This is a genomic window from Sabulicella rubraurantiaca, assembly GCF_017355885.1.
Taxonomy (GTDB): domain Bacteria; phylum Pseudomonadota; class Alphaproteobacteria; order Acetobacterales; family Acetobacteraceae; genus Roseococcus; species Roseococcus rubraurantiacus.
In genome coordinates this window covers 182,397-209,021 of the sequence record NZ_JAFEUU010000002.1, presented here as the reverse complement: position 1 = coordinate 209,021, position 26,625 = coordinate 182,397, and the positions used below count along the sequence as shown (strand labels likewise).

At 71.9% G+C, this 26,625-nt stretch carries 24 protein-coding genes; 12 read left to right on the top strand and 12 right to left on the bottom strand.

Translation table 11 applies throughout. The annotated features are described in order from the left end of the window. Positions 1–44: 44 nt before the first annotated feature. From JTJ31_RS04955 to JTJ31_RS04940, 4 genes are all read right to left on the bottom strand, one after another. Complete coding sequence (locus JTJ31_RS04955; RefSeq protein WP_207537505.1) at positions 45–551, bottom strand: lipid-binding SYLF domain-containing protein; 507 nt, start codon at positions 549–551, stop codon at positions 45–47. 136 nt (positions 552–687) lie between these two features. Then, positions 688–1,590: an ABC transporter permease gene (locus JTJ31_RS04950; protein ID WP_207537504.1), complete on the bottom strand. Its 903-nt coding sequence runs from the start codon at positions 1,588–1,590 to the stop codon at positions 688–690. Then, positions 1,587–2,540 (bottom strand): ABC transporter permease, encoded by a 954-nt coding sequence (locus tag JTJ31_RS04945; protein WP_207537503.1) that lies wholly within the window; start codon positions 2,538–2,540, stop codon positions 1,587–1,589. Before JTJ31_RS04945 ends, JTJ31_RS04950 begins: the two co-directional genes overlap by 4 nt. 171 nt (positions 2,541–2,711) lie before the next feature. Next, positions 2,712–4,325 (bottom strand): ABC transporter substrate-binding protein, encoded by a 1,614-nt coding sequence (locus tag JTJ31_RS04940; RefSeq protein WP_207537502.1) that lies wholly within the window; start codon positions 4,323–4,325, stop codon positions 2,712–2,714. A 126-nt stretch (positions 4,326–4,451) separates the two neighbouring features. On the opposite strand from JTJ31_RS04940, the gene JTJ31_RS04935 reads away from it, so the two are divergent. Next, complete coding sequence (locus JTJ31_RS04935; RefSeq protein ID WP_207537501.1) at positions 4,452–5,171, top strand: aspartate/glutamate racemase family protein; 720 nt, start codon at positions 4,452–4,454, stop codon at positions 5,169–5,171. Here JTJ31_RS04935 and JTJ31_RS04930 read toward each other — a convergent pair. The 4 genes from JTJ31_RS04930 to JTJ31_RS25170 all read right to left on the bottom strand — a co-directional run bounded on the left by JTJ31_RS04930 (position 5,149) and on the right by JTJ31_RS25170 (position 10,317). Further along, positions 5,149–6,153, bottom strand: a complete 1,005-nt coding sequence (locus JTJ31_RS04930; protein WP_207537500.1) for a C-terminal binding protein — start codon at positions 6,151–6,153, stop codon at positions 5,149–5,151. The genes JTJ31_RS04935 and JTJ31_RS04930 overlap by 23 nt on opposite strands. A 9-nt stretch (positions 6,154–6,162) precedes the next feature. Beyond that, entirely contained in the window at positions 6,163–7,398 is a 1,236-nt protein-coding gene (locus JTJ31_RS04925) for an MFS transporter (RefSeq protein ID WP_207537499.1), read from the bottom strand. A gap of 86 nt (positions 7,399–7,484) precedes the next feature. Continuing rightward, positions 7,485–9,023, bottom strand: a complete 1,539-nt coding sequence (locus JTJ31_RS04920) for a UxaA family hydrolase (RefSeq protein WP_207537498.1) — start codon at positions 9,021–9,023, stop codon at positions 7,485–7,487. Positions 9,024–9,084: 61 nt separating this feature from the next. Further along, positions 9,085–10,317 carry a TonB family protein gene (locus JTJ31_RS25170; protein WP_207537497.1) on the bottom strand — a complete coding sequence of 411 codons (1,233 nt, stop codon included), beginning with the start codon at positions 10,315–10,317 and terminating at the stop codon, positions 9,085–9,087. A gap of 90 nt (positions 10,318–10,407) precedes the next feature. Here JTJ31_RS25170 and JTJ31_RS04910 point away from each other — a divergent pair, with 90 nt between their 5' ends. Then, positions 10,408–11,526: a PQQ-dependent sugar dehydrogenase gene (locus JTJ31_RS04910; protein WP_207537496.1), complete on the top strand. Its 1,119-nt coding sequence runs from the start codon at positions 10,408–10,410 to the stop codon at positions 11,524–11,526. Between the two features lie 3 nt (positions 11,527–11,529). On the opposite strand, the gene JTJ31_RS04905 is transcribed toward JTJ31_RS04910, so the two are convergent. Together JTJ31_RS04905 and JTJ31_RS04900 are read right to left on the bottom strand one after the other, a co-directional pair. Then, a complete protein-coding gene (locus JTJ31_RS04905) occupies positions 11,530–12,156 on the bottom strand; it encodes a glutathione S-transferase N-terminal domain-containing protein (RefSeq protein WP_207537495.1) in 627 nt (208 codons plus the stop codon). 5 nt (positions 12,157–12,161) lie between these two features. Then, complete coding sequence (locus JTJ31_RS04900) at positions 12,162–13,127, bottom strand: Bug family tripartite tricarboxylate transporter substrate binding protein (RefSeq protein ID WP_207537494.1); 966 nt, start codon at positions 13,125–13,127, stop codon at positions 12,162–12,164. Positions 13,128–13,276: 149 nt separating this feature from the next. Between JTJ31_RS04900 and JTJ31_RS04895 the strand changes: the two genes are divergently transcribed. Further along, positions 13,277–14,362, top strand: coding sequence for a TRAP transporter substrate-binding protein (locus JTJ31_RS04895; RefSeq protein WP_207537493.1), 1,086 nt, complete (start codon positions 13,277–13,279; stop codon positions 14,360–14,362). A gap of 15 nt (positions 14,363–14,377) precedes the next feature. Here the strand turns inward: JTJ31_RS04895 and JTJ31_RS04890 are convergent, their stop codons facing one another. Next, positions 14,378–14,716, bottom strand: a complete 339-nt coding sequence (locus JTJ31_RS04890) for a Rieske (2Fe-2S) protein (protein ID WP_328805672.1) — start codon at positions 14,714–14,716, stop codon at positions 14,378–14,380. After that, on the bottom strand, positions 14,713–15,141 hold the full coding sequence (locus JTJ31_RS04885; protein WP_207537492.1) for an EVE domain-containing protein: 429 nt from the start codon (positions 15,139–15,141) through the stop codon (positions 14,713–14,715). The genes JTJ31_RS04890 and JTJ31_RS04885 overlap by 4 nt, the downstream gene beginning before the upstream one ends. 120 nt (positions 15,142–15,261) lie before the next feature. On the opposite strand from JTJ31_RS04885, the gene JTJ31_RS04880 reads away from it, so the two are divergent. The 9 genes from JTJ31_RS04880 to JTJ31_RS04840 all read left to right on the top strand — a co-directional run bounded on the left by JTJ31_RS04880 (position 15,262) and on the right by JTJ31_RS04840 (position 26,558). Further along, positions 15,262–16,050: a heme ABC transporter permease gene (locus JTJ31_RS04880; protein WP_207537491.1), complete on the top strand. Its 789-nt coding sequence runs from the start codon at positions 15,262–15,264 to the stop codon at positions 16,048–16,050. A 127-nt stretch (positions 16,051–16,177) separates the two neighbouring features. Next, complete coding sequence (ccmE, locus tag JTJ31_RS04875; protein ID WP_207537490.1) at positions 16,178–16,675, top strand: cytochrome c maturation protein CcmE; 498 nt, start codon at positions 16,178–16,180, stop codon at positions 16,673–16,675. Beyond that, a complete protein-coding gene (locus JTJ31_RS04870) occupies positions 16,672–18,654 on the top strand; it encodes a heme lyase CcmF/NrfE family subunit (protein ID WP_207537489.1) in 1,983 nt (660 codons plus the stop codon). The genes ccmE and JTJ31_RS04870 overlap by 4 nt, the downstream gene beginning before the upstream one ends. Further along, a complete protein-coding gene (locus tag JTJ31_RS04865) occupies positions 18,651–19,211 on the top strand; it encodes a DsbE family thiol:disulfide interchange protein (protein WP_328805671.1) in 561 nt (186 codons plus the stop codon). The genes JTJ31_RS04870 and JTJ31_RS04865 overlap by 4 nt, the downstream gene beginning before the upstream one ends. Beyond that, entirely contained in the window at positions 19,208–19,675 is a 468-nt protein-coding gene (locus JTJ31_RS04860) for a cytochrome c-type biogenesis protein (RefSeq protein ID WP_207537488.1), read from the top strand. Before JTJ31_RS04865 ends, JTJ31_RS04860 begins: the two co-directional genes overlap by 4 nt. Beyond that, positions 19,672–20,466: a c-type cytochrome biogenesis protein CcmI gene (ccmI, locus tag JTJ31_RS04855; protein WP_207537487.1), complete on the top strand. Its 795-nt coding sequence runs from the start codon at positions 19,672–19,674 to the stop codon at positions 20,464–20,466. The genes JTJ31_RS04860 and ccmI overlap by 4 nt, the downstream gene beginning before the upstream one ends. A 49-nt stretch (positions 20,467–20,515) precedes the next feature. Further along, positions 20,516–20,983, top strand: a complete 468-nt coding sequence (locus JTJ31_RS04850) for a GlcG/HbpS family heme-binding protein (protein ID WP_236019894.1) — start codon at positions 20,516–20,518, stop codon at positions 20,981–20,983. Positions 20,984–21,075: 92 nt separating this feature from the next. Continuing rightward, positions 21,076–22,920 (top strand): autotransporter assembly complex protein TamA, encoded by a 1,845-nt coding sequence (locus tag JTJ31_RS04845; protein WP_207537486.1) that lies wholly within the window; start codon positions 21,076–21,078, stop codon positions 22,918–22,920. Further along, positions 22,920–26,558, top strand: coding sequence for a translocation/assembly module TamB domain-containing protein (locus JTJ31_RS04840; protein WP_207537485.1), 3,639 nt, complete (start codon positions 22,920–22,922; stop codon positions 26,556–26,558). The genes JTJ31_RS04845 and JTJ31_RS04840 overlap by 1 nt, the downstream gene beginning before the upstream one ends. Positions 26,559–26,625: the final 67 nt, after the last annotated feature.

Sequence of the window (26,625 nt, the reverse complement as noted above, 5' to 3'; positions counted from 1 at the left end):
TGCCGGGAGGTTGACCGGCTGCCGGAGCGTTCCGCCTGCGTCGCTCAGGTGGAGGCGGTTACGTCCCGGCGCGGGTGGGACAGGCGGAACAGGCGCGCGCCTTCTGGGGTCGGGAGCGAGGCGATGTCCCGGTCCGTCACCCGCAGCGCCAGCACCGTCCCGGCGGTGGGCGCGCCGAAATGCCACATCCCCGCGTTGAGCAGGGGCTGCAGCGCGCCTTCCGTCATGAACAGCACGGCTAGCGCTGCGCTGTCCTCCTCACCCAGGACGGCGAAGGGCGGCGCGGAGAGGCCGAAGCGGCCGAGAGGGCCGTCCGGTCCGATGCAGGTGCCCTCCGCGTGCTGGCCGGCGATGGTGAAGCCGCTCCTTGTGATGCGCGGGAAGAGCAGGGCCGCGTGGGCCTCCCGGGTTAGCCCGGCGGCCGGTCCTTCGCGCAGGCGGTCGAGCAGCGCCAGGGCGCCGTCATCCGCCGCCGCGGCGCGAGGCGCGATGGGGGCGAGACAAAGACCGGAAAGCAGCGCAGGAAGGGCGCGGCGCGATAGGGGTGACATGGCGGTCCCGGGTGTTTCCGGGCGAAACGCCGCGCGCCTACTGTGGGTTGCGGTTCAGGGGAGGGTTATGGTGACGGGCGGGGGGGCGCAGGGCGCGCCCCCTTGCCCCCCGCCTCGACGTGAAAGGCTGACAAAGTCAGCCTTTCACATCCATCGCCTGACGCAGTCCATCGGAGACGAGGTTGAAGCAGATGGAGGTGACGAAGATGCAGGCGCCGGGCAGCACCGCCACCCAGGGCTGCACGTAGATGGCGGTGCGCAGCGTGTTCAGCATCAGGCCCCATTCCGGCTCCGGCGGGCGCGTGCCCAGGCCGAGGAAGGACAGGCCGGAGGCGAGGATCATGCACACGCTGATCAGGCTGGTGGCATAGACGAAGATCGGCCCCAGCACGTTGCCCAGCACGTGCACGCGCACGATGGTGAAGCCCGAGGCGCCCGAGGCGCGCGCCGCTTCCACGAAGTCCAGGTTGCGCACGCCCGTCGTCACGCTCTCCGCCACGCGGATGATCTGCGGCACGAAGACCAGCGTCAGCGCCAGGATGGCATTGACGATGCCCGCCCCCAGCGCACCGGAGATGGCGACGGCCAGCAGGACGGAGGGGAAGGCGTAGAACACGTCGGTGACGCGCATGATCAGCATGTTCACGCGCCCGCCCGCGAAGCCCGCCAGCACGCCCAGGGTCGTGCCGATCAGGAAGGCGAGGAACACCGGAACGATGCCCATGAACCAGGAAAGCCGCCCGCCGTAGATGAGGCGGGTAAGCATGTCGCGCCCGAGCTCGTCGGTGCCGAGGAGGTGGTTATCGGTGCCGATGGGGCGCAGCCGGCGGATCATGCTGCCCTGGTAGGGGTCGTGCGGCGCGACGAAGGGCGCGAAGACGATCACCAGCAGCATGATCAGCAGGATGGACGCGCAGACGATGGTCACCGGGTCGCGGCGCAGCCGCTTCCAGACCCCGGCCCAGTAGCCCTCGGAGCGGAGCGCGGCTTCCTTCGCCTGGACGGCAAGCTCGGCGGCGGCGGCGGTCGTGGTGCTCATGCGCGCTTGATCCTGGGGTCGAGGGCGGTCTGGACGAGGTCCACGCAAAGGTTCAGCGCCACGAAGAACATGGCCAGCACCAGGATCGTGCCCTGGAGCACCGGCAGGTCGCGCTGGAAAATGGCGCTGTTGAGCAGGAGCCCGGTCCCGGGCCAGGAGAACACCGTCTCCACCAGGATGGAACCGCCCATCAGGTAGCCAAGCTGGAGGCCCATGACCGCGAGGGCGTTCGGCGCGGCATTCTTCACGACGTGGAGGAAGATCGCCATGCGCGTCAGCCCCTTGCCGCGCAGGGCGGTGACGAATTCCTGGTTCATGATCTCCGCCACGATGCCGCGCACCGTGCGGGTCACGATGCCCATGGGGATGACGGAGAGCGTCACGGCGGGCAGGACGAGGTGTTGCAGGTGCTCCCAGTCCCACGCCCAGTCGGAGGATCCGCCTGGCCCGGCGCCCATGGCGGGCAGCATGTTGAGCTGGACGGAGAAGATCACCACCAGCACCATGCCCAGCCAGTAATGCGGCACGGAGACGCCAGCCACCGCCGTCGTCACCGCCACGCGGTCGAGGACCGAGCCGCGGAAAGTACCGGCCAGCCCGCCGAGCACGCAGCCCAGCACAAAGCCGATCAGTGACGCGGCGACGGCCAGGGTCAGCGTGTTGCCGATGGCGGAGGACAGATCGTCCCAGACTGGCCGCCCGGTGGCGAGCGACCGGCCGAGATCGCCCTGCACCACCTTCATCAGCCACAGCCCGAACTGCACCGGCAGAGGCTTGTCGAGCCCGTAGTCGCGCCGCACCTGCTCCAGCAATTCCTGCGAGGCGTCGGGCGGCACGATGGCGTTGATCGGGTCGCCGGGGGCGATCTGCACCAGCATGAAGCACACGAACCCCACCGCCAGGGCGATGGGGACCGCGTAGATCGTCCGCTTCACGAGATAAAGGAACATCAGCCGGTCATCCCGCCTTGATACTCGGCCCGCCGGTGGAAGGTCGGCGCGCCTTGGAAACTGGCCCCCTACGAGGCCCTCCCTCGGCTTGGCCGAGGGAGGATGCGGAACCGTTCAGGAGATGGCGCCCGAACGGGGCCCCCACGAAACTGCGAAGCGGTTTCGCGGGGATCACTGAATATACGGCAGCCGCAGATCCACGAACCAGCTTCGCGGCTGGACGTGGCCGCGCACGCGCGGGCTCATGGCGCGGGGTCCCACGTCATGCGCGATCCAGATGAACAGCGCTTCCTCCACCCCGGCGGCGTGCAGCCGCGCCAGGGCGGCGTCGCGCTCGGCCGGCTCGAAGGCGTTGCGCGCCTCGGCAACCAGACGGTCGAAGCGAGGGTCGTTGAACATGCCCCAATTGTTGGAGGTCGGCGCCGCCATCTTGCTGTCCCAGAACCGCACCATGGCGAAGAACGGGTCCATGGAGGCGAAGGAGACGTTGATGGCATGCGCGCCGCGCGCCGAGGGATGGCCGCACCCGTTGCGCCAGTTGGTGAAGAGCGCGTTCCACTCGATCACGTCGAACTCGACGTTCACGCCGACCTGCCGGAGATCCTGCTGAAGGAACTCGTTCATCGGCAAGGGCTGCATCTGGCCGGAGCCGGAGGCGCTGATTTGCACGCGCAGCGTCAGCGGCCGCTGCGGAGTGTAGCCGGCCTCGGCCAGCAGGCGCCGCGCCTCGGCCTTGTCGGTGCGGATGTTGAAGGAGGGGTTGCCCCACCACGGGTGGCCCGGCGGCACCGTGCCGACGGCAGGCTGCATCATGCCGTTGAGGAGCTGCCGCAGCCCGTCGCGGTCGATGGCGAGGTTGATGGCGCGCCGCACCCGCACGTCACGCAGCGGCGAAGTTTCGAGGAAGCAGGGCTGCCAGGGCCAGACATGCGGCTGCGGGTTCGTCGCGATCTGCATGTTGCGCGAACGAAGCTGCTGCACCGCGTCGGGCGCTGGGGCCTCGATCCAGTCCACCTGGTTGGAGAGCAGCGCGGCGGTGCGCGCATTGGCCTCGGGGATGGGCAGCAGCACGATGCGCTCAGCGCGCGCCTTCTCGCCCCAGTAATTGTCGTTGCGCGTCATCTCCGCACGCTCGCGCGGGACGAAGCGCGTGAGGCGGAAGGGGCCGGTGCCGGAGGGATTCGCGGCGAAGGCGTTCCAGGTCGCCTCGGCATTCGGATGCTGCCCGCGCAGCCGCTCCCAATGCGCTGGGCTGGCCATGAACAGGTTGGTCAGGTTGATCGGCAGCAGGGAGTCCGGCTCGCTGGTGAAGAGCGCCACCGTCATGTCGTCGATCTTCTCGGCGCGGCGCAGCGTCGGCATGCGGCTGGCCGTCACGCCCACCTGACGCGGGTCGAAATGCGGCGCCTCGCGGTCCAGCACCTTGCGGACGTTCCACACCACGGCATCCGCGTTGAAGTCGCTGCCGTCGTGGAACTTCACGCCCGGCCGCAGGCGGAACACCCAGCGCGTGCGGTCATTCGGGTCCACCGCCCATTCCGTCGCCAGCCCGGCGATGAGGGTGGAGGCACGGTCGGCGCTCGACAGATCCCAGGCGGTCAGCCCGTCATAGAGGGGGATGCCGGTGAAGCGGTTGCCCTCGAAACCCTGGTCGGGCTGGCCATGGGTCAGCGGGATGTCTGCCGCCGTCATGCCGATGCGGATGGTGCCTTGGGCGGCCGCCGGCTGCGCGGCAAGCAGTGCCGCCGGCAGCAAGGCCGCGAGGAGCGCGTGGCGCAGGCGCATTTGTTGTCTCCCTGATGACGGCGCCGATTGGAAATGGGACGGCGGGGCGGCGCAAGCATTTCCGCCCCGCCCCTTTGCCGTCCCGGGCCTTGCCTTTGCCCAAGGAGACGGCATCACTGCCCGCCGATGAAGCTTCTCCTCCTCAACGGCAACACCGACCCCGCCATCACCGAGCGCCTGGCCGAAGCGGCCCGCGCCCTGTGCCCGCATGAGGTGGTGCCGGCGACGGCACGCTTCGGGGCGCGCTACATCGCCACCCGCGCCGCCGCCGCGATCGCCGCCCATGCGGTGCTGGACGCGCTGGCGGAACGCGTGGCGCGCGACAATCCGGAAGGCTTCGACGCGGCGATCATCGCCTGCTTCGGCGATCCGGGGCTGGAAGCGGCACGCGAGGCGCTGCCCATCCCGGTGCTGGGGCTGGCGGATGCGTCCATTATCGCCGCGCTGCGCCATGCCCCGACCGTCTCGCTGCTGACGGGCGGAGAGGCCTGGGTGCCGATGCTGCGGGAATTCGCCCTCCTGCGCGGCCACGGGCCAGACCGGGTACGCGTCGCCGCCGTGCCCCCCACCGGCGACATGATCGCCCGCGAGCCGGAACGCGCCCTCGCCCTGCTGGCCGAGGTGGCAAGGGAAGAGGTGGCGGCGGGGGCGGGCTGCGTAGTGCTGGGAGGCGCCGGGCTGGTCGGGCTGGCGCCGCGCCTGCGGCCCCTCCTTCCGGTGCCGGTGCTGGATTGCCTGGAGGAAACGCTGGCGCAGCTGCCCGACGCCCAGCGCGGCACGGCGCCGATGCAGCCGGCGCCGAGCGTCGGTCTCTCCGCCCCGCTCAGTCGGATCCTGGCGGGATGACGTTGGTGCGGAGGCCGCGCACCAGGATGTCGCGCATCGTCTCCGCCGCCTTCAGACGGATGTCGCCCCAGGCCTCGGGGCTGTGGAAGGCGATGTGCGGCAGGATCATCAGCCGACCCCGCAGCCATTCCTCCTGGGCGCGATAGGCTTGGAGCAGGGCGGGCTCTGGCACGGGCGGCTCCACCGGCAGCACGTCCAGCCCAGCCCCGGCAATGCGGCCGGAACGCAGCCCGGCCTCCAGCGCGTCGAGGTCGAGAATGGGGCCGCGCGCCGTGTTCACCACCACCGCGTCCTCCGGCAGCGCCGCGAGTGCCGCAGCGCCAACGAGGCCGCGCGTGTCGCGCGTCAGCGGGCAATGGATGGAGAGCACGTCGGATTCGCGCATCAGTGCCTCCAGGCTCTCCATCCGCGTGATGCCCAGGGCGCGGTCGGCGCCGTTGGGCAGATACGGGTCGAAGAAGGAGACGCGGAAGCCCAGCGCCTTGGCCCGCAGCGCCGCCGCCGTGCCGATCCGCCCCAGGCCCAGCACGCCGAAGCCCTGGCCGCGGAAACGCCGCACGATGGGCGAGCGGATGACGCCCCAGGGGCAGGGCGGATCGGCGCGCATCGCGTCGTGATAGAGCGGCAGGCCGCGCCGCAGCGCGACGGTCATGGCGATGGCGGTGTCCGCCACCTCCTCGGTCCCGTAGTCGGGGATGTTGCAGACGGTGATGCCGCGCCGCGCGCATTCGGCGCGGTCCACCCGGTCATAGCCGACGCCCATGCGCAGCACGACGCGCAGCTTGGGGAAGCGGTCCAGCGCCTCCTTCGGCACGGCCATGCGCAGCGTCATCAGCGCATCCGCCTGGTCGCAGAGCTCCTGCGGCAGTTCCAGCAGCGACTTCTTCGCGTTGCCCTGGAGGATGCGGATCGTGTCGCCGAGGATGCGCTGCTCCAGCGCGGTATCGGGATACAGGGATTCGGGTTCGAGGAGGGTGAGCAAGGACGTTCCTTATCGTTGGTCGCGGAAGCTGAAGGCCATGGCGAGGCTGACGACCGTCGTCGCCATGATGATGAAGGCGGGCATCATCTCATCACCACTCCGCGCGATCAGGAAGGCCGCGACCAGCGGCGCGCATCCGCCCAGCGCCCCCAGCGCCAGGTTCTGCCCCAGCGCCATGGTCGTGCAGCGCAGATCCGCCGGCGCCGCTCGCATCAGCGCCACCGGCAGCGGCGCGAGGTAGAGCCCCACCAGCACGACGAAGCCCAGCTGGCCGAACTGGATCATCAGCGGCTCGGGGTGGTGCATCAGGGTGAAGAGCGGCCAGGTGGCGAGGAGCGCGACCACCAGCACGGCGCGCATCACCATGAACTGGCCGAAGCGATCCGCGAGCCATCCGCCCAGGACCACCATGGGCAGCATCAGCGCCATGGAGAGGGTGTTGATCTCCAGCGCCGTGGCGGGCGGGATGCCATCCACCACCTGCAGCCAGGACACGAGGTAGACGAAGACCAGGTAGAAGGCGACGCCGGCAAAGGCAGCCAGCCCGGTCATGCGCGCCACGAGCCAGCCCTGGGTGCGCAGCACGGCGCGCAGCGGCGCGGCGTGGCTCTCGCGCGAAGGGGCTTCCACCATGTGGCGGCGGAGCAGGAACCCCGCCAGCGCGACCAGGGCACCGAACAGGAAGGGGATGCGCCAGCCCCAATCGGCCAGCGCCTCGGGCGCCATGGCGGCATTCAGCAGGGCCCCGGTGCCCGAACCCAGCAGCAGGCCGCCCCCGGCGCCGGCCGCGACGGCGGAGATGGTGACGCCCTGGCGGCCGGGCGCCGCGTGTTCCGCCACGAAGACCATGGAGGCGGTGAACTCCCCGCCCACGGAGAGGCCCTGCATCATCCGCAGCAGCACCAGCAGCGTGGGGGCGAGGATGCCCAGCGTCTCGTAGCTGGGCAGCAGGCCGATCAGGACGGTGGGGACGGCCATGGTCACGATGGAGATGTTGAGCGCGGCGCGCCGTCCATGCCGGTCGCCAATGGCGCCGATCAGCGCCCCGCCCAGGGGGCGCATCAGGAAGCCGATGGCAAAGACGCCGAATGTGGCAAGGATCTGTGCGGTGGGGCTTTGCGCGGGAAAGAAATGGCGGCCCAGCACGGCGGCGAAGTAGCCGAATACGGCGAAATCGTACCATTCGAGCACATTGCCGACGACGCCCGCCGCGATGATGCGGCTGCGCGGATGGGAACCCGTCATTCTCAACCCCTGGTTGCGTTTTCTGCGCGATATCGGCTTCGCGCAGGCCGCAACAGAGGAGGTTTACGGAGCCTGGGGCGCTTCGCTCACATCGTCGCGCCCAGCACCCAGGGGGCGAACTCCGCATCCCCGAAGCCCAGCGCCTCGCTCTTGGTTCTCTCGCCAGAAGCCACGCGCAGCATGTGCTGGAAGATGCGCTCGCCGCATTCCTCCACCGTCTCGGTGCCGTCCAGCACCGTGCCGCAATTGATGTCCATGTCCTCCTCCATCTGGGCGAACATGGCCGAGTTGGTCGCGAGCTTCAGCGATGGCGCCGGCTTCATGCCGAAGACGCTGCCGCGCCCGGTGGTGAAGCACATCAGGTTGGCGCCGCCCGCCACCTGGCCCGTGGCGCCGACCGGGTCGTAGCCGGGCGTGTCCATGAAGACGAAGCCCTTGGCCGTCACCGGCTCGGCATAGCGCACGACGTCCACGAGGTTGGTGGTGCCCGCCTTCGCCATGGCGCCCAGCGACTTCTCCAGGATGGTGGTCAGCCCGCCCGCCTTGTTGCCCGGCGAGGGGTTGGCGTTCATCTCCGCCCCCTCGCGCGCGGTGTAGTCCTCCCACCACTTCATGATGTCCACCAGCCTCTCGCCCACCTCGCGGCTCACCGCGCGGCGGGTCAGCAGGTGCTCGGCGCCGTAGGTCTCGGGGGATTCGCTGAGGATGACGGTGCCGCCATTCCGCACCACGAGGTCGGAGGCGAAGCCCAGTGCCACATTGGCCGAGATGCCGCTGTAGCCGTCGCTGCCGCCGCATTGCAGCGCCACGCAAAGCTCGCTCGTCGGCACTGCCTCGCGACGCGCCGCGTCGGCCTCGGCCAGCACCCCCTTCACGAACTCGATGCCGGCTTCCACCGTCTTCCGCGTGCCGCCGCTCTCCTGGATGTTGAGCGTGCGCAGCCGTCCGGCGAGGCGTTGCTCCTCCAGCAGCCCGCCCAGCTGGTTCACCTCGCAGCCCAGCCCGATCGCGATGACGTGGGAGAAGTTCGGATGCCGCGCGAAGCCCGCGAGGGTGCGGCGCAGGACGCGCAGCGGCTCGCCCTCCGTCATGCCGCAGCCGCTCTTGTGAGTCAGTGCCACCACCTCGTCCACGTGGGCGAAGCCGGCCAGGGGGTCGGGCCGGTCGCCGAACGGGTCGCGCGCGAAATGCCGCGCGATGAGGTCGGCCACATGCGCCGAGCAATTGACCGAGGTGATGATGCCGATGCTGTTGCGCGTTGCCACGCGCCCATCAGCGCGGCGATAGCCCAGGAAATGCGCCGGGACCTCGGCAGGGGCGGTGGGGCGGGCATCCACGCCGAAGGCGTAGTCGCGGCTGAAATCGCCCATGGCGCAGTTCTGCGTGTGCACCCATTCGCCGGGCGCGATGGATTCCGTGGCGAAGCCGATGATCTGGCCGTAGCGGCGGATCGCCTCGCCCGGCGCATGGCCGCGCGTGGCGACCTTGTGCCCGGCGGGGATGCGGGCGCGGGCGGTGACGTTGGGCGCGACCGGCGTGCCGGGCGGCAGGACGCGGCGGGCAATGACCACCCCGTCCTCCGGATGCAGGCGGATGACGGGCGGCGCCTCGGCGATCGCGTCCACTGGGTATTCCTCCCTGGCTCGCGCGCAGATTGCGACGGGCGGGCCCAGGGCGGAAGGGGGATCAGCGCCCGCGGATCAGCACGTAATTCACCGTCAGCTCGATCGTCACGGTGGGATCGGAATTGGCGGGGAAGGCGGGCAGGCGCGCGCCGTTGAAGGGGCGCGAGGTGGCGCTGTTCAGCGAGGGCGAGGTGGAGGGCATCGTCATCCGCACCCCGCGCACTGTCCCATCGGGGCTGGCGGTGATGGTGACGCGTACCGCCCCGTCCTCGCCGCGCTGCGCCGCGTCGATCGGATAGTGGATGTTCTCCTCCAGCCAGCGGCGGAAGGCGGCGCGCCAATCGGCGCCGACCTGCGCGCCGATGACTCGCGCCATCGGGTCGGTGGTGGGGCGGCCTTCGGTGAAGCGCGGGTCCAGCGAGGTGTCGAGGCCGCGGCCGCGCGGGCGCCCGGCCGGCGGCGCGGATCGCCCACCCAGCTGGAACCCCTCGGGCACGGTGATGCCGGGCAAAGGCGGGCGCGGTGCAGGGCGAGGCTGCGCCTGCTGGCGCGGCGGGGGCGGGGCCTGGGCGGGCGGCAGCGGTAGGTCGAACCGATCGGGCAGTTGCAGCGCCGTGGGGGGCACGAACTCCACGGCGGGCGGGGGCTGCGCCAGCACGGGGGGCGGTGGCTCCGGCCGGGGCGGCAGGGCGAGGCGCGGCGGCTGCGGGGCCGGCAGGGCGTCGAGCAAGGGCGGTGGCGGAGGGGGCGCGGCGACCGGCGGGACCGGCGCGATCCGATCCGGCGGCTGCGGCGGGGGCGGGGCGGTGGGCGGGCGCGGCACTGGGGCCTCGGCTAGGGCCGGGGGAGGCGCGGGCGCCGGCACCGGCAGAGGGACTTCGGCGATGGGCGATTCGACTGGCGCGGGCACAGGCGGCGGGGCCGGGACCGCCGGGGGCGGCGGCACGGAATCCGGCATGGGCGGCGCTACCGGCAAAGGCGGGGCCTCCAGCCCCTCCGCCGGTTCCTCCTCCGAGCGCTCCGGCTGGCCGCCCTCGAACACCATGTCGAAGGAGGGCGGCGGCAGGGTCGGGTCGCTCATCGGCCGCGGGTCGGCCCAGAGCAGCAGCGCCGCCACTAGCCCGGCATGGATCAGCAGCGAAGCGAAGACCGAGGCGCCGAAGGGCCAAGCGCCCGCCGGGCGCGAGGCGCGCCAGCGGCCGGAGGCATCGGCGGCGAAGGGCGTGGGCGCCAGGGGCTCGCGCCGCATCGACCCGCGCCGGAGCCGGGCGAGGAAGGGCGAAACCTCGTTCACGCGCGCGTCCGGGCCATCGCCCCCGCTTATCGCAGAATGACGCGGCGCGGAAACCTCGCGCGGTATCGCAAGTCGCCCATATGGCGAAGCATGAAGATGCTCCGCCGCTCGCTTCCCCTGCTCCTCGCCCCCGCCCTGGCCCGCGCGCAGGATGCCACGACGGTGCGGACCGGGCGCGGCGCGGTGCGGGTGACGGAGTGGGCCGCGGGGCTGTCGCACCCCTGGGGCGCGGCGCTGCTGCCCGATGGCGGGCTGCTGGTGACGGAGCGTCCAGGCCGCCTGCGCTACCTTTCCCCGGATGGGCGTGTCTCGGCGCCGTTGCAGGGTGTGCCGCCCGTCGTGGCGGAAGGGCAGGGCGGGCTGCTCGACGTGGCCGTGCCGCCGGATTTCGCCCGTACGCGGGAGGTGTTCCTGACCGCCGCCACGCTGGTGGAGGGCGGGGCGCTGACCCGGCTCTGGCGCGCCCGGCTGGGGCAGGCCGGGCTGGAGGCGCTGACGCCGGTGCTGGATGCCGCCCCGGCCCAGGCGAGCGGGCGGTTGCACTACGGCAGCCGCGTCCTTGTCTCGCCCGACAACGCGCACATCTTCATGACCACGGGCGACCGCAACCAGGATCGCGAGCGGGCGCAGCGCCTGGGCGACCTGGCGGGCAAGGTGATCCGCCTGACGCGGGACGGGCGCATTCCGGCGGACAACCCCTTCGCCGGACGCCAGGACGCGCGCGGCGAGGTCTGGACCTATGGCCACCGCAATCCGCAAGGCCTCGCCTTCAACCCCGCCACCGGCTCCCTGATCCTGGCGGAGTTCGGTCCGCGCGGCGGCGATGAGCTGAACCTGATCCAGCCCGGGCGGAACTATGGCTGGCCCCTCGCCACCACGGGCCGGGAATATTGGGGCGGGCAGATCGCGGGCGGGCGCAGCACCGGGCGCGGCTTCACCGACCCGCTCCGGCACTGGACGCCCTCCGTCTCCCCCTCCGGCATCGCCTTCGGGCCGAGGGACGGGTTCTGGCGCGGCGACCTGTTCATGGCCTGCCTGAATCCTTCCGGCCTCCTGCGCCTGCCCATGCAGGGCGACGCGCCAGGCGAGGAGGAGCGGTTGCTGTGGAACCAGGTGCGGATGCGACAGGTGGTCTTCGCGGCCGATGGCGCGCTGCTGATCCTGACCGACGAGAGCCGGGGCCGCATCCTGCGCGTCGCGCCGGCCTGACTGCTACACCACCGCCTCGCGGATCATCTGCGGCACCGGTACGGTCGCCTTGAAGCTCTCCCGCTCCTCCAGCCGGTCGCTCAGTGCGGAGAGCTTCGGGTGGCGCTTCCGCCAGCCGAGTTCCGCGAAGCGCACGTCGAGGTAGCGCAGCGCCGCGCCCACCGCGATGTCGGCGAGGCCGAAGCGCTCGCCGACCAGGAAGCCCGAGCCCGCGCGTGCCTCAAGCGCCGCGAGCCCGCCCTCCACCTTGCGGCGCTGCCGTGCGATCCAGGGCCCGCTTGGCGCCTCGCGCTGCCGCTCGAAGAAAAGCAGCACGGTGGCGTCGCAGATCCCGTCGGCAATCACCTCGCATTGCCGCGCCTCCAGCACCGCCTCCACGCCGTCGGGCAGCAGGCGCGGCTCGGGGTGCTTCGCTTCCAGCCATTCCAGGATGAAGCGGCTCTCGTAGATGCCGGTGCCGTCGGGAAGCACCAGCACGGGCAGCTTCTCCAGCGGGTTGTAGCGAGGCGTGGCGGTGCTGCCTTCCCAGGGGACCTCGGTGCGCAGCTCGAAGGGGATGCCCTTCTCGATCAGCGCGATCCGCGCCCTGCGGGCATAGGGCGAGGGCGTCGCGCTGATCAGGGCGTACATAGGGCTCACAGGTAGGCGTTCGCCGCCCGCACCACATCCCCCCAAGCCACGCGCTCCCGCCGCTGCAACTCGCCCAGCGCTTCGGGGCTGGAGGGTTCGGGCACCGCGCCCTGCTGGCGCAGCACCTCGACGAAGGCAGGCTGGCGCATCGCCGCGTGCACCGCCTCGTTCAGCTGTGTGATCACCGGGGCCGGGGTGCGGGCGGGGGCGTAGATCGCCTTCCAAAGCCCCGCATCCAGCGGCCCGCCCAGTTCGAGGATGGTGGGCGCCTCCGGATAGAGCGCGACACGCTGCTTCGCCGCCACGGCCAGGACGCGCAGCTTGCCATCGCGCGCCGCGCCCTCCGCCGCGCCGGCAGGGATGAACATGCAGTCCACCTGCCCGGCCATCACGGCCTGCAGCGCCGGCGCCGCGCCAGTGTAGGGAACGTGCAGCATCTCGACGCCCTGCTGCCGGTTCACGCGCTCCATGGCGAGGTGTGGCGTGGAGGCGACGCCCCAGGAGGCGTAGGTGACCTCCTCCCGCTTCACCTTCGCCGCCGCCATCAGCCCGGCGAAGTCCTGGATGGTGGGGCGGGAGGGGCCGGAGACCAGGGCGAAGGGCGCGTTCGTGACGAAGGAGATGGGTGCGAAGTCGCGGTCCGGGTCATAGGATAGGGCGCGCATCGCGGTGGGCAGGATGGCCTGGGTGTCCACGATGCCCATCCAGAGCGTGTGCCCGTCCGGCGTGGCGCGGGCCGCGACCTGCCCGCCCACGGCACCGCCCGCGCCCGGCCGGTTCTCGACCACCACCGCTTGGCCGAGCAGCGGCGTCAGCACGGGCGCCATGGCGCGCGCCACCACGTCGTTCAGCCCGCCGGGCGGATAGCCGGAGATGATGCGAATCGGCCGGTCGGGAAAGGCGGCGAAGGCGGGAAGGGCGAGCAGGCTGCCGGCGGTGCCGAGCAAGCCACGGCGGGTTAGGTGCGTCATGGCGGATCCTTCGATCGGACCGGCGCTTTCCTCGGCGGCAAGCTTGTTGCAGTGCGGCATGGCCGTCAACGCCGATGAGGAACTCCTTGCCTCCGGACTTGTCGCTGCGCCACGCTCGTTCCGCTAGCGTCCAAGGAATCAAGGAAACAATGGAACGTCGTCACCTGCTCGCCGGCTCGGCGGCTGCAGCCGCTCTTGCCGCGCCCAATCTTGCCTCCGCCCAGCCGCGCATCCGCTGGCGCATGCCGGGCTCCTTTCCCAAGTCCCTCGATACGCTCTACGGCACACAGGAACGCATCTGCCGCCGCGTCAGCGAGATGACGGACGGCGCCTTCCAGATCCTGCCCTTCGGCCCCGGCGAGGTGATGCCGGCCTTGGCGGTGATGGACGGCGTGGGCGCGGGCACGGTGGAGTGCGGCTACACCTCCGCCTACTACTACCTCGGCAAGGATCCGGCGCTGTCCATCGCCACCTGCCTGCCCTTCGGCATGTCCTCGCGCCAGCTCTGGTCCTGGCTGCAGGAAGGCGGCGGCAGGGCGCTGCTGGCCGAGGTCTATCGGGACCAGGGCGTCATGGCGATCCCGGCGGGCAACACCGGCGCGCAGATGGGCGGGTGGTTCCGGCGCGAGATCAATACGGTGGGGGACCTGAACGGGCTGAAGTTCCGTATCGCCGGCCATGGCGGCGCGGTGCTGCAGAAGCTGGGCGTGGTGGCGCAGCAGATCCCCGGCCCCGACCTCTACCCGGCGCTGGAGCGCGGCGTGATCGACGGCCTCGAATGGGTCGGCCCCTATGACGACGAGAAGCTCGGTTTCCAGCGCGTCGCGCGCTTCTACTACGCGCCCGGCTGGTGGGAGTATTCGCCCTCCATCGACCTGATGATCCATCCCGCCGCGTACGAGGCCCTGCCGAACCACTACAAGGCAATCCTGGAAGCCGCCTGCACCGAGGCGTGGCACTGGATGATGGCGCGGTACGACCACCTGAACCCGCAGGCGCTGCGTCGCCTCGTGGCACAGGGCGCGCAGCTTCGCGTCTTCTCGCGCGACATCCTTTCCGCCTGCTACCGCGCGGCGCAGGATCTGTATGCCGAGATCGGCAGCGGCAATGCCCGCTTCCGTCGCATCCACGCCGAGTGGGACAAGTATCGCATCGAGGAGGTGCAGTGGTTCCGCCTCGCGGAGGACACGCAGGCGAACTTCCTCGGCCTCATGGCGCAGCAGCAGCAGCGCTGACGGGCGGGGGCGGGGTCAGAAGGCGGCGCGGACCTCGCCCTCCACCACCTCCACATCGACGGGCTCCAGCACGTCGCCCATGCAGGGGCCGGAGATGCATTCGCCATCCTCCACCCGGAACCGCGCGCCATGGGCGGAGCAGACGATCATCTCGCCCTTGCGGTCCAGGAAGCGGTCGGGCACGGGGTCGAGCGGCACCCCGACATGCGGGCAGGAATTCACGTAGGCGAAGACCTGCTCTCCCCGCCGCACCACGAACATCCCGATGTAGGAGCCCGGCGGGCCGGAGAAGCCCTTGGCGCCGCCATCCGGGATCTCCTCAAGCCGGCAGAGCATACGCATCGTGGCGCTCACGCCGCCGCTTCCGCCGGGACCAGCCCTCCCAACTCGCAGATCACCTGCCAATGCGCCGGGTCCAACGCCATGCAGGACAGGCGGGACTGGCGCACCAGCGGGATGCCCTCCAGCCGCTTCTCGGCCCGGATCGCGGCCAGGGTGACGGGGCGAGGAAGGGGGCAGACGGTGCGCACGTCCACGCAGACCCAGTTGCCCTTGCTGGCGGTGGGGTCGGGATAGGCGGTGCGGACCACCTCGACGATGCCCACCACCTGCTTGCCGATGTTGGAGTGGTAGAAGAAGGCGCGGTCGCCCAGTTCCATGCTGCGCAGCACGGCGGCAGCCTGCGCGTTGCGAACCCCCGTCCAGGGCTCCACGCCGCGTGCCACCTGCTCCTCCCACGAGAAGGCGTCCGGCTCGGATTTCAACAGGAAGAACCGCATCCCCCACCCTTGCATTGATTCGCCGCAAATCGACGCCCGTGCGCCCGGCATGGCGCCCCGGCCGTTGCGCGGGCGGTCCCGCGCTTCATTTCAGGCAGGCTAGCGCCTATTCTCAGGCTTGTGGACACCTCGACCCGCACCCTGGCGGCCGCGCCCCCGGCGCCGGGCCGCCTGCACCGCTTCGCCAATCCGGGCCGCTTCCTGCGGCTGACGGATTCCTGGCTGCTGCCGCTTTCCGTCGCGGCGGCCCTGATGCTCGGCGGCGCTGCGGCCTGGGCGCTCTTTCTTGCGCCGCCCGACTGGCAGCAGGGCGAGACGGTGCGGATCATGTTCGTCCACGTGCCAATGGCCTGGCTGGCCATGGGCGGCTATCTCGGCCTTGCCATATTGTCGGTCATGTCGCTGATCTGGCGCCACCCGCTCGCCGACCTCGCGGCGCGGGAATTGTCGCCGGTGGGCGCGGCGGTGACGGCGTTGTGCCTCGCCACCGGCTCGCTCTGGGGCAAGCCTATGTGGGGGACGTGGTGGGTCTGGGATGCCCGCCTCACCTCCGTCCTCGTGCTGTTCTTTCTCTGGCTCGGCCATGCCGCGCTGGTGCGCGCCTTCGACGACGTGGAGCGGGGCGCGCGCATGGGCGCGATCCTGGCGCTGGTCGGCGTGGTGAACCTGCCCATCGTGAAGTTCTCCGTGGATTGGTGGAACACGCTGCACCAGCCAGCCAGCGTCACCCGTGTCGCGGCGCCTAGCATGCACGTGGACATCCTCTACCCGCTCTTGGCCTGCACGATCGGCTTCGGCCTGGCCTTCGCCGCCGTGGTGCTGGCCGGCACCCGCGCCGCCGTGATGGAGCGCCGGGTGCGCGCCCTGCAGATGGCCGCCGCCCGCCGCATGGAGGCGGCCACGCCATGACGCAGCACTGGTGGCACGTCGCCCTGTCCTGGGGGCTCTCGCTCGGAACGTTCCTGCTTCTTGCCTTGCTCGCCGCCGCGCGCCATCGCGCCGCGAAGCGCCAACTTTCCCGATTGGAGCCGCGCCGATGACGCGCAAGCGCCGCCGCCTCTACGTTCTCCTGCTCTGCGGCATCGGCATCGGCTCGGCCACCGCGCTGACGCTGACCGCCTTCCAGGACAACCTCGTCTTCTTCCGCTCCCCCTCCGACATCGCGGCGGAGCGCCCGCCGGAAGGCCGCGCCTTCCGCCTGGGCGGGCTGGTCGAGTCCGGCAGCGTGGAGCGCCATGGCGCCTATGACGGCCGCCCCGCCATCCGCTTCCGCGTGACGGACGGGCAGCACACGGTGCCCGTGGTCTTCACCGGCGTCCTTCCCGACCTGTTCCGCGAGGGGCAGGGCGTCGTCACCCAGGGCGTCCTCGGCACGGACGGAGTGTTCCGCGCCCGAGAGGTGCTCGCCCGCCATGATGAAACCTACATGCCGCCCGAAGTGGCGGACGCGCTGAAGCGCGCCGGACACTGGAACCCCGCGGAGGGCGCGCCGCCCCCGGCCGCGGAGTGGAACACGGCCCGTCCGCGCTCATGATCCCCGAACTCGGGCATTTCGCCCTGATCCTGGCACTGATGGTCGCCCTGTCGCAGTCCATCCTGCCGCTCTGGGGCGCGCAGACGCGCGACGCGCGGTTGATGGAATCCGGCCCGCCCTTGGCCCTGGCGCAGATGGTCGCGGTCGCGGCGGGATTCGCCAGCCTGCTCTGGGCCTTCGCCACCAACGACACCACCGTGTCCAACGTGGTGGCTAACAGCCACTCCGCAAAGCCGATGATCTTCAAGCTCTCCGGCGCCTGGGGGAACCATGAGGGCTCCATGGTGCTCTGGGTGCTGGTGCTGGCGCTGTGCTCCGCCGCCGTGGCGGCCTTCGGCCGGGACCTGCCCTCGGCGCTGCGGGCGCGGGTGCTGTCGGTGCTGGGGATGATCTCGGTCGGGTTCCTCTCGTTCATCCTCGCTACCTCCAACCCCTTCGACCGGGTCTGGCCACCGCCGCTGGACGGGCAGGGGCTGAACCCGCTGCTGCAGGATATCGGCTTGGCCATGCATCCGCCGCTGCTCTACCTCGGCTATGTCGGCTACGCCGTGACCTTCGCCTTTGCCGTGGCGGCGCTGATCGAGGGGCGGGTGGACGCCGCCTGGGGCCGCTGGGTGCGGCCCTGGAGCCTCGCGGCCTGGAGCTTCCTCACCCTCGGCATCGGCCTCGGCTCCTGGTGGGCCTATTACGAGCTGGGCTGGGGTGGCTACTGGTTCTGGGACCCGGTGGAGAATGCCTCGCTGCTGCCCTGGCTGGCCGGGGCGGCGCTGCTGCATTCGGCCATCGTGGTGGAGAAGCGCGAGGCGCTGAAGATCTGGACCGTGCTGCTGGCGCTGCTGGCCTTCGCCCTGTCGCTGCTCGGCACCTTCCTCGTGCGCTCGGGCGTCCTGAACTCGGTGCACGCCTTCGCTTCCGACCCTGCGCGCGGCGTGTTCATCCTCGTCCTGCTGGGGATCTACATCGCGGGCGCCTTCGCCCTCTTCGCCTTCCGCGCGCCTGCCATGGCGCCGCAAGGCGTCTTCGCGCCGGTCTCGCGCGAGGGCGGGATCGTGCTGAACAACCTGCTGCTCTGCTCAATCTGTGCGGTGGTGCTGGTGGGCACGCTGTATCCGCTCTTTCTCGACCTGCTGGCGGGGCGGATGATTTCGGTCGGGCCGCCCTTCTTCAACCTCGCCACCCTGCCGCTCGCCCTGCCGCTGGTCATGGCCATGGCGGCGGGGCCGCTGTTGGCCTGGAAGCGCGCGGCGCTCTGGCCCGTGCTGCAGCGCCTGTGGTGGGCGGCTTCGCTCGCGCTGCTCGTCTTCCTGCTGGCGATGTTCCTGGGCGGCGCGCCGGTCATGCCCGCGCTGGGCTTTGCCATCGGGATGTGGCTGATCGCCGGGGCGGCGACCGACATCCTGGACCGTGCGGGGCTGGGCCGCACCGGCATCGGCAATGCACTGCGCCGGGCGCGGGGCCTGCCGCGCGCGGCCTGGGGCGCCGCCATCGCCCATGCCGGGGTTGGCGTCACTGTGCTGGGCATGGCCGGGATGGGCATGGCCACCGACAAGCTGGTCGCGCTCACCCCCGGTGCCTCCACCGAGTTCGCCGGGTATGAGTGGCGCCTCGATGGGGTGCGCGACTTCCAGGGGCCAAACTACACCGCGCGCCGCGCCACCATCACCGTGCTGCGCGACGGGCGTGTCGTGCAGGTGATGGAGCCCTCCAAGCGCTTTTTCCCCATCGGCCGCACCACCACCACCGAGACGGCGATCCGCACCAACGGGCTGCGCGACCTCTACGCCGTGCTGGGCGAGGAGCGGGACGGGCCGGATGGGCGGCGTGAGGCGGTGCTTCGCCTCCACAATAACCCGCTCGCCCCCTTGCTATGGATCGGCTCGCTGATCATGGCGCTGGGTGGCGGGCTGTCCCTCACCGACCGTCGTGTGCGGGTTGCCGCCCCCGCCCGGCGCGGCGCGGCGCAGGGGGCGCCAGCATGAGCACCATGTCCCCCTCGCGCCGCCGCGTCCTGCTCTATGCGCCGCTCGCCGTTGCCGGGGCGGCGGGGCTGGGCTTTTGGGCCATGCTGCGCGGCCTGCAGGACGGGTCCTTCAACCCGCGCGGCGTCCCCTCGGCGCTGATCGGTCGCGCGCCGCCCGATTTCGCCCTGCCGGAGGTCGAGGGGGCGAACCTACCCGCCTTCGCCGCCGGCGATCTGCGCGGGACGGGCCGGCCGGTGCTGGTGAATTTCTGGGCCTCCTGGTGCGTGCCCTGCATCATCGAGCACCCGCAGCTCATGGCGCTGCATCGCGAGGGCGTGCCGGTGCTGGGGGTGAACTACAAGGACCGCCCGGCCGACGCGCGCAGCTTCCTTCAGCGCCACGGCAATCCCTTCGCACGTCTGGGCGCCGACCAGCCGGGGCGCGTCGCCATCGAATGGGGCGTCTATGGCGTGCCGGAAAGCTACGTGATCGGCCGCGACGGGCTAGTGAAGTGGCGCTGGGCCGGCCCCATCACCGCCGAAATGATGCCGGAGCTGCGACGGCTCCTCGCATGACGCGTCTTCTCCTGCTTCTCGCGCTGCTGCTGGCAGCGCCCGCGCACGCCCAGATCGGCGACACCACCTACCGGCTTGAAGACCCGGCGCTGGAAGCCCGTGCCCGCGCCGTGGGGCGGGAGCTGCGCTGCCTCGTCTGCCAGAACCAGAGCATCGAGGACAGCGATGCCAGCTTGGCCCGCGACCTCCGCATCCTGGTGCGCGAGCAGATCGCCGCCGGGGCGTCGGATGAGGAGACGCTGCGCTTCGTCCACCAGCGCTACGGCGACTTCGTGCTGCTGCGCCCGCCCGTGGGAATCCACACCGTGCTGCTCTGGGCCACGCCGGTCCTGTTCCTGGGTGGCGGGCTGATCGCCATCGTGCTGACGCGTCGCCGCCGCGCCGCCACCGGCATCGGCGACACGGAACTCTCGGCGGAGGAAAAGGCGCGCCTCGCGCGGCTGGAAGGCCCCCCGCCCCCGTGACCTGGCTTACCCTTGCTCTCCTCGCCGCGCTGGCCCTGCTGCCGGTCCTGCTCGCCACGCTGCGCCCACCGCGTCCGCGCGGGCGGGCGGAGGCGGACCGTGCCCTCTACGCCGCGCAGATCGCCGAGCTGGACGCGCAGCGCGCCGAAGGGCGGCTGGACGAGGCCGCGCATCGCGCCGCGCTGGTCGAGGTGCAGCGGCGCCTGCTCAACGCCCCTGCGCCGGAGGAATCGCAGGCTGCCCTGCGACCCGCTCCCGCCCTGTTGCTCGCCCTCATCCTGATCCCCGCCGCTGCCGTGGGCACCTATCTGTGGCGCGGCACGCCGGGCATGCCGTCCGCCACCCTCGCGCAGCGCAGCGAGGCGGTGAGCCGCGACGACGCGCTGATCGCCACGCTGCGCGAGCGGCTGGCGCGCGCCGACATCAACTCGGAGATGGGGCGCCAGGGCTGGATCCTGTTGGGCAATGCCGAGCGCAACCGTGGCCGCCTGGCCGAGGCCGCCGAGGCCTGGACCCGCGCCCTCTCCGCCCGCTTCGATCCCGGCCTGGCCGGTGACCTCGCCGAGGTCGAGATCGAACGTGGCGCGCTGGAGGAGGCGCGGCGCTGGCTGGGCGAGGCGCTGGCCGCCCAGCCCGCCGACCCGCGTCTGCGCTTCCTGTCGGGCATGGTGGAAGCCCGCGCCGGACGGCCGGAGAATGCCCGCGCGACGTGGCGCGCCCTCCTGAACGATGCCCCCGCCGACGCGCCCTGGCGCGAACTCGTGGAAGCACGGCTGCGCGCCCTGCCTTGACGCACCCCCTCTCCGCCGGGCATCGCCCGGGGGAACGAGGAGGAATGACATGCCCCAGCCCGCCCATCCCGCCGCCGTGAACGGCCTCACCCTCGCCCAGGCGGAAATCATCGCCGACGCCGCGCTGCGCAAGGGCCGCGAACTCGGCCTCCTGCCGCTCTGCGTCGTGGTGCTGGACGCGGGCGGGCACCTGAAATCCGCGAAGCGCGAGGACGGCGCCTCCCTGCTGCGGCCCGAGATCGCGACGGGCAAGGCCTTCGGTGCCCTGTCCATGGGCTTCGGTACGCGCGAACTGGCGCGCCGTGCCCAGTCCATGCCGGGCTTCACCAATGCGCTCTCCGACCTGACGGGTGGCAAGGCCGTCCCGGCCCAGGGCGGCGTCCTGGTGCGGGACCGCAACAACGTCCTGCTCGGCGCCGTCGGCATCTCGGGCGACGTGTCCGCGAAGGACGAGGAATGCTGCATCGCCGGCATCGAGGCGGCGGGGCTGATGGCGGATACCGGCGACCCCGCGTGACAGTGGAGTAACCTCGGACGCGACCTTTCCCAGCCTACCGCGTTTCCCGAAAGGTGAAGCCTGCAAGCAGGAAAGAAGGGAGGGGCCTTGCCTTGCGTGTCTGGTTGCGTCTCGCCCTTCTTTCACTGCTGCTTCCCTGGGCTGGTTCCGCCCAGGACGCGCCGCCGGGGCCGGATCCCGAGACGCGCCCCTACACCGTGACCGTGGAGCCGACGGGAAATGGCGCGCTCGACGCCGCCATCGCCGCCGCCTCCCGCCTCGTCGCCCTGCAGGAACGCGCGCCGACCGACGTGCCGGGCCTCCTGGCCCGTGCGCGCGGCGATGCGGAGCGCGTGCGTGCCGCCCTGGACAGCGAGGGCTTCTTCGCCGGCACCTTCCGCATCCAGGTGGCCGGGCAGGACCCCACCGCCGTGGAGTTCCGCCCGCCCGCCGGTGGCGGGCCCATCCCGGTCACGATCCGCGCCACGCCCGGCCCACGTTACTCCATCCCCCCCCCCCCCCCCCCCCCCCGGGCGGCGGTGGCGGGCGCCGCGCGCGCGGCCGCCCCACTCCAGGATCTGGTGGGCGAGCCAGCGCGCGGCGCCAATGTGGTGGAGGCGCAATCCGCCCTGGTGGAGCGCCTGCTGGCCGCCGGCCACCCCTTCGCGAAGGTGGAGGAGCGCGACGTGGTGGTGAACCACGACCGCCAATCCATGGAGATCGCCTTCACCCTCGCCCCCGGCCCCTTCGCTCGCTTCGCCAATTCGGACGTGTCGGGGACGCAGCGGGTGAATGAGCGCTTCCTGCGTCGCTACACCGATCGCCGCCTCGCGAATTATCCCTTCGACCCGGCGCGGGTCGGCCGCGCCCGCGCCGACCTCACCGCGCTGGGCGTCTTCGATTCCGTGCGAGTGGAGACCGGCGATGCGCTGGCGCCGGATGGGCGACTGCCCGTCTCGGTCACGGTGTCGGAGCGGGCACGCCGCGCCATCGGCCTCAACGCCGCCTATGAGACGCGCTTCGGCATCGAACTGGGGGCCTTCTTCGAGCACCGCAACCTGTTCGGCAATGCGGAGCGGTTGCGGCTGGAAGGCGCGGCGACGCGGCTCGGCGCCTCCGATGCCTCGCGCACCGGTGGGAGGCTGGGCTTTACCTTCCGTGACCCCTTCCTGTTCAACACCGACTACGCGCTGGTCGCCTCGCTCTTCCTGCTGCGCGAGCGGCTGGAATCCTACGACCGCGACGCGCTGGTCGGCTCCTTCCTCGCGGAGCGGCGCATCAGCGACCGGCTGACGATCAACACCGGCCCGGTTTTCGAGATCGGCCAGAGCGGCCCGTCACGCGGGACGCTGACGCCGAATCAGGTAGTGGGCTGGCAGGTGGGCGCGCGCTGGGACGGCACGGACAGCCTGCTGGACCCGCGCCGCGGTATCCGCGCGGAGGCGACGGTGATCCCCTCCTATTCGGTGCGCGACGCCAACCCCTATGTGCGGCTGCGCGCCACCGCCTCCACCTATTTCGACATAGATGGGCAGGGGCGCTCCATCCTCGCGCTGCGCGGGTCTTACGGGCAACTGCTCGGCACCGATGCGCTGGGCGTGCCCATCTCCCAGCGCTTCTTCGCCGGCGGCGGCGGCTCCGTGCGCGGCTACGACTACCAGAGCATCAGCCCGCGCATCCCGGGCACGCGGCAGCGCATCGGCGGAACCTCGCTCATCGAGGCCTCGGTGGAATGGCGCCAGCGCTTCGGCACCAACTGGGGCGGCGTGATTTTCGTGGATGGCGGGCGCGTGGGCGGCGGCTCGGGCGCCGACGCGGCCTGGCGCCTCGGGACCGGCGTGGGCGTGCGCTACTATACGGCCCTCGGCCCCATCCGCGCCGATGTCGCCATTCCACTGGTCAAGCAGGAAGGATCGCAGGGCTACGGGCTCTATATCGGCATCGGGCACGCCTTCTGATGCGTCCGCGCCTCGTCCTTCTCCTCGCCTTGCCCATGATCCTGCTGCTGGCGGCCTGGGCGCCGTTGCGCACCGGCCTGCCGACCTGGCTCGCCGGGCTGGCCCTGCCAGGGCTGACCATCGAGGGGTTGAGCCCCGGCATCCGGCACATCTCCGCCGACCGCATCACTTATGCCGACTCGCAGGGCGTGTGGCTGGTGGTGGAGCGTCCGGAGCTGCACCTGTCCGGCCGGGCCCTGTTCCGCGGTCGCGTCACTGCCACCCGCCTCACCGCGGCCGAGATCCGCGTCGAGCGCTGGCCGGTGAGCGGGCCGGACACGCAACAAACCCCGTCCTCCGGCGGCTTCGCCCTGCCGCAGCTTCCCGTGGCGGTCGAGATCCAGGAGATCGCCTTGCCGCGCATTGTCCTGCCCGAGGCTTCGCTGGCACTGACCGGCCGCGCCAAGCTGGACGATGCCGGACTGGATGCGGCGATCCAGGCCCACGAGTTGGAAGGCGAGGCGCGGGCCAATGTCGAGGCGCGCTTCGACGGCACCCAGCTCGTCGCGCGCATCGAGGCGGATGACCCGCAGGGCCGCCTGGCCGGGGCGCCGGTTTCCGCCCGGCTTACTCTGGACGGGCCGGTAGAGGGCGCCGCCTTCACGCTGGAGGCGCGCTACGACGCCACCTCCGCCTCGCTCACCGGCACGGTGCGGCGGGAAGCGGCGGCGACGGAGCTGGAGGCGACCGGGCCGGTAGAGGGCGCCGCCTTCCTGCCGGAGAATTTGCGGCCCCTGGTGGCCGGGTCGCGCATCGCCGTGCGGCTGCGCCATGAGGATGCAGGCACGCTGACGCTCTTCCCCTCCACCGTGGAGGCCGCCTTCGGCACCGTGCGGGTCGAGGGGCGCGCCCTGCCGGAACTCGACCTTGCCGTATCGCTGGCCCTGGCGGGGTCGGACCGCTTCGCCGGCCTCGTGCCGCAAGGGATCGCCTTCACCGCCCTGGCCGCCGATGCGCGCGTCTCCGGCCCGACCTCCCGCCCGCTGGTGGAAGGGACGGCCGTGCCGCAGGGGCTCGCGACCGGGGTGGAGGCGGCGGACACGCTGCTCGGCCCCACGCCGCGCCTGGCCTTCCGCGTCACCCCCGACCTCGCCGGGACGCGGCTGGAGGTGGCGGGCGCCGCCCTGACCGCGCTGGTCGAAGGCGACCTTGGCGAGACGCTGGATGCGCGCGGTGAGGCCCGCGTTTCCGCCATCCCCGGCGGGGTGGAAGGGGAGGCGCTGTTGCGCTTCACCGCGCGCGGCCCGCGCACCGATCCGGCGGTGAGCCTGAACCTGGAGGCGCCACGCCTCGCCGTCACCGGAGTCACGGCGCGGGACCTCGCCATCTCCGCCGAGATCGCCAACGCGCTCTCTGCCCCCACCGGCACGGTGCGGGGCGGTGGGGTGGTGCTGGACCTGCCCCTGCGCCTCGACATCGCCGCGCGGCCGGAGAACGGCGCGGTGCGGCTGGAGCGCGGGCGGGTGGAGTTCGGCCCTGCCGTGCTGGAAGCCTCCGGTCTGCTGGACCCCGCGGCGCCACGCGGCGTGGGGAATGCGCGGCTCACCGTCGCGGATCTCCGGCCCTTTTCCGCGCTGGCGGGGCAACAGCTGGGCGGGCGCGTCAATGCCTCCGCCGAAGGGGATAGCGCCGGGACGTGGCGCCTCGTGCTGGAAGCGCCGACCCTCTCCCTGGCCGGGCAGAGCGGCAATGCGCGCCTCGCCCTGGATGGCCGCGCCGACCGGGCCGAGGTGAGCTTCGAGGCGCGCGGCCCCGCCGCCCGCATCACCCTGGCCGGCACCACCCGCCTCGCCCTGCCGCTGGAGGCGGAGGTGCGCCGCTTCACCCTGGCGGCGGTGGGGGAGAGCCTGAACCTCGTCTCGCCGCTACGGCTTCGCTACGACGGGCAGGATGCGGTGCTGGAGAACATCGCTCTTGCCACCGGCCAGGGCGGGCGGCTGACCGGCAACCTTGCCGTCCGCGGACCGGAGCAGAACCTGTCCGGTCAGCTGCGCTTCACCGGGCTGCCGCTTGGCCTCGCCCGCGCCGCTCTGCCGGACACGCCGCTGCGCGGCACGCTGGCCGGTGAGATGAGCGTCTCCGGCACCGTCGCCGTGCCGGCCGCCGAGCTGACGCTGCGCGGCACTGGGCTGGGGGTGAACACGCCGGAGCTGCGCTCCCTGCCGCCCGCCACGCTGACCGCCGATGCGCGGCTGCGCGGCACCGCCGTGGAGGGCCGCGCCACTCTTGCCGCCGGGACGGCCACTCGGCTGGAGGCGCGTTTCTCCCTGCCGGACCCACAGCGCATCAGCGCCACCGTGACCGGCGAGGCGGATGTGGGCGTTCTGACCCAGCCCTTCCTGGCGGGCGGGGCGGACCGGTTACGCGGGCGCGTCGCGCTGCGGGCGCAAGCGGAAGGGCCGCTCGCCTCGCCGAGCCTGTCGGGCGGGGTGGATTTCCTGGGCCTGTCCTACGCCAACCCGGATACCGGGATGCGGGTCACCGACTTGCGGGGTCGCGCCGTGTTCCAGGATGACCGGCTGGTGTTCCAGAACGTCGCGGGGCGCACGCCGGGGGGCGGCACCGTGTCGCTGGCCGGCAGCGTGGCGCCGCTGGAGCCGACGATTCCGGTGGATCTCCGCCTCACCGCGCGCGGCGCCGCCTTCGCCTCGCCCGATTACGGGCGGGTGAACTTCGACGCCGACCTGACCCTGACCGGCGCCGTGCGCGGGGGCGCCCAGCTGGGCGGGCGGCTCCTCATCACGGGCGGCGAGCTGCGCGTGCCCGACCGGCTGCCGCGTGCCGTCACCGTGCTGGTCCCCTTCCGCGAGACGGGACGCACGCCGCCGGGGCGCGTCGCGCAGCGCCCGCCGCCGGTGCGACGCACGGCCGCCCAGCAGCGGCCCGAGCCGGCCTTCAGCCTTGCGCTCAACGTCACCATCGAGGCGCCGGAGCGCCTCTTCCTGCGCGGGCGCGGGCTGGAGACGGAACTGGTCGGGCGGCTGCAGCTGCTCGGCACCCTGGCCAATCCCGAGATCCGGGGAGAGCTGCGCGGGCGGCGCGGCACCTTTGCCGTGGTGGGGCGCACCCTGACGGTGTCGCGCGCCATCCTGCGCTTCAACCAGGGCAGCATCCTGCCAACGCTGGACGTGCTGGCGACGGTGCGGACGGCGAACTACACAGTGGGCGTCGGCTTCACTGGCCCCGCAAACGAGCCGCAGGTGGTGCTGGAATCCCAGCCGCCCCTGCCGCAGGACGAGATCCTGGCGCGGCTGCTCTTCGACCGCGGCACCAACCGCCTTTCCCCCTTCGAGATCATCCGCATCAGCGAGGCGCTGGCCCAGATGACCGGCGTGGAATTGCCCGGCGGCGGCACGGAAGGAGCGCTGGCCGGCATCCGCCGCTTCCTCGGCCTCGATCAGCTGGGCGTGGGTGGACCGGGCGGCGGGGCGCAGGCCGGGCGCTACCTGCTGCCTGGCGTGTATCTCGGGCTGCGCCAAGGCACGGATGGCCAGACCGGCGTGGGCATCGAGGCGGAGGTGACGGACCGATTGAAGATCGAGGGCAGCACCGGCACGGCCGGCGAAAGGCTGGGCGCGACCTATCAGTTCGAGTGGTAGGGCAGGGGGCGGAGTTTCCCGCCCCCGCCTGCCTCCCTAGAAGGGGGCGCATGGGCGGGGCTCCGTC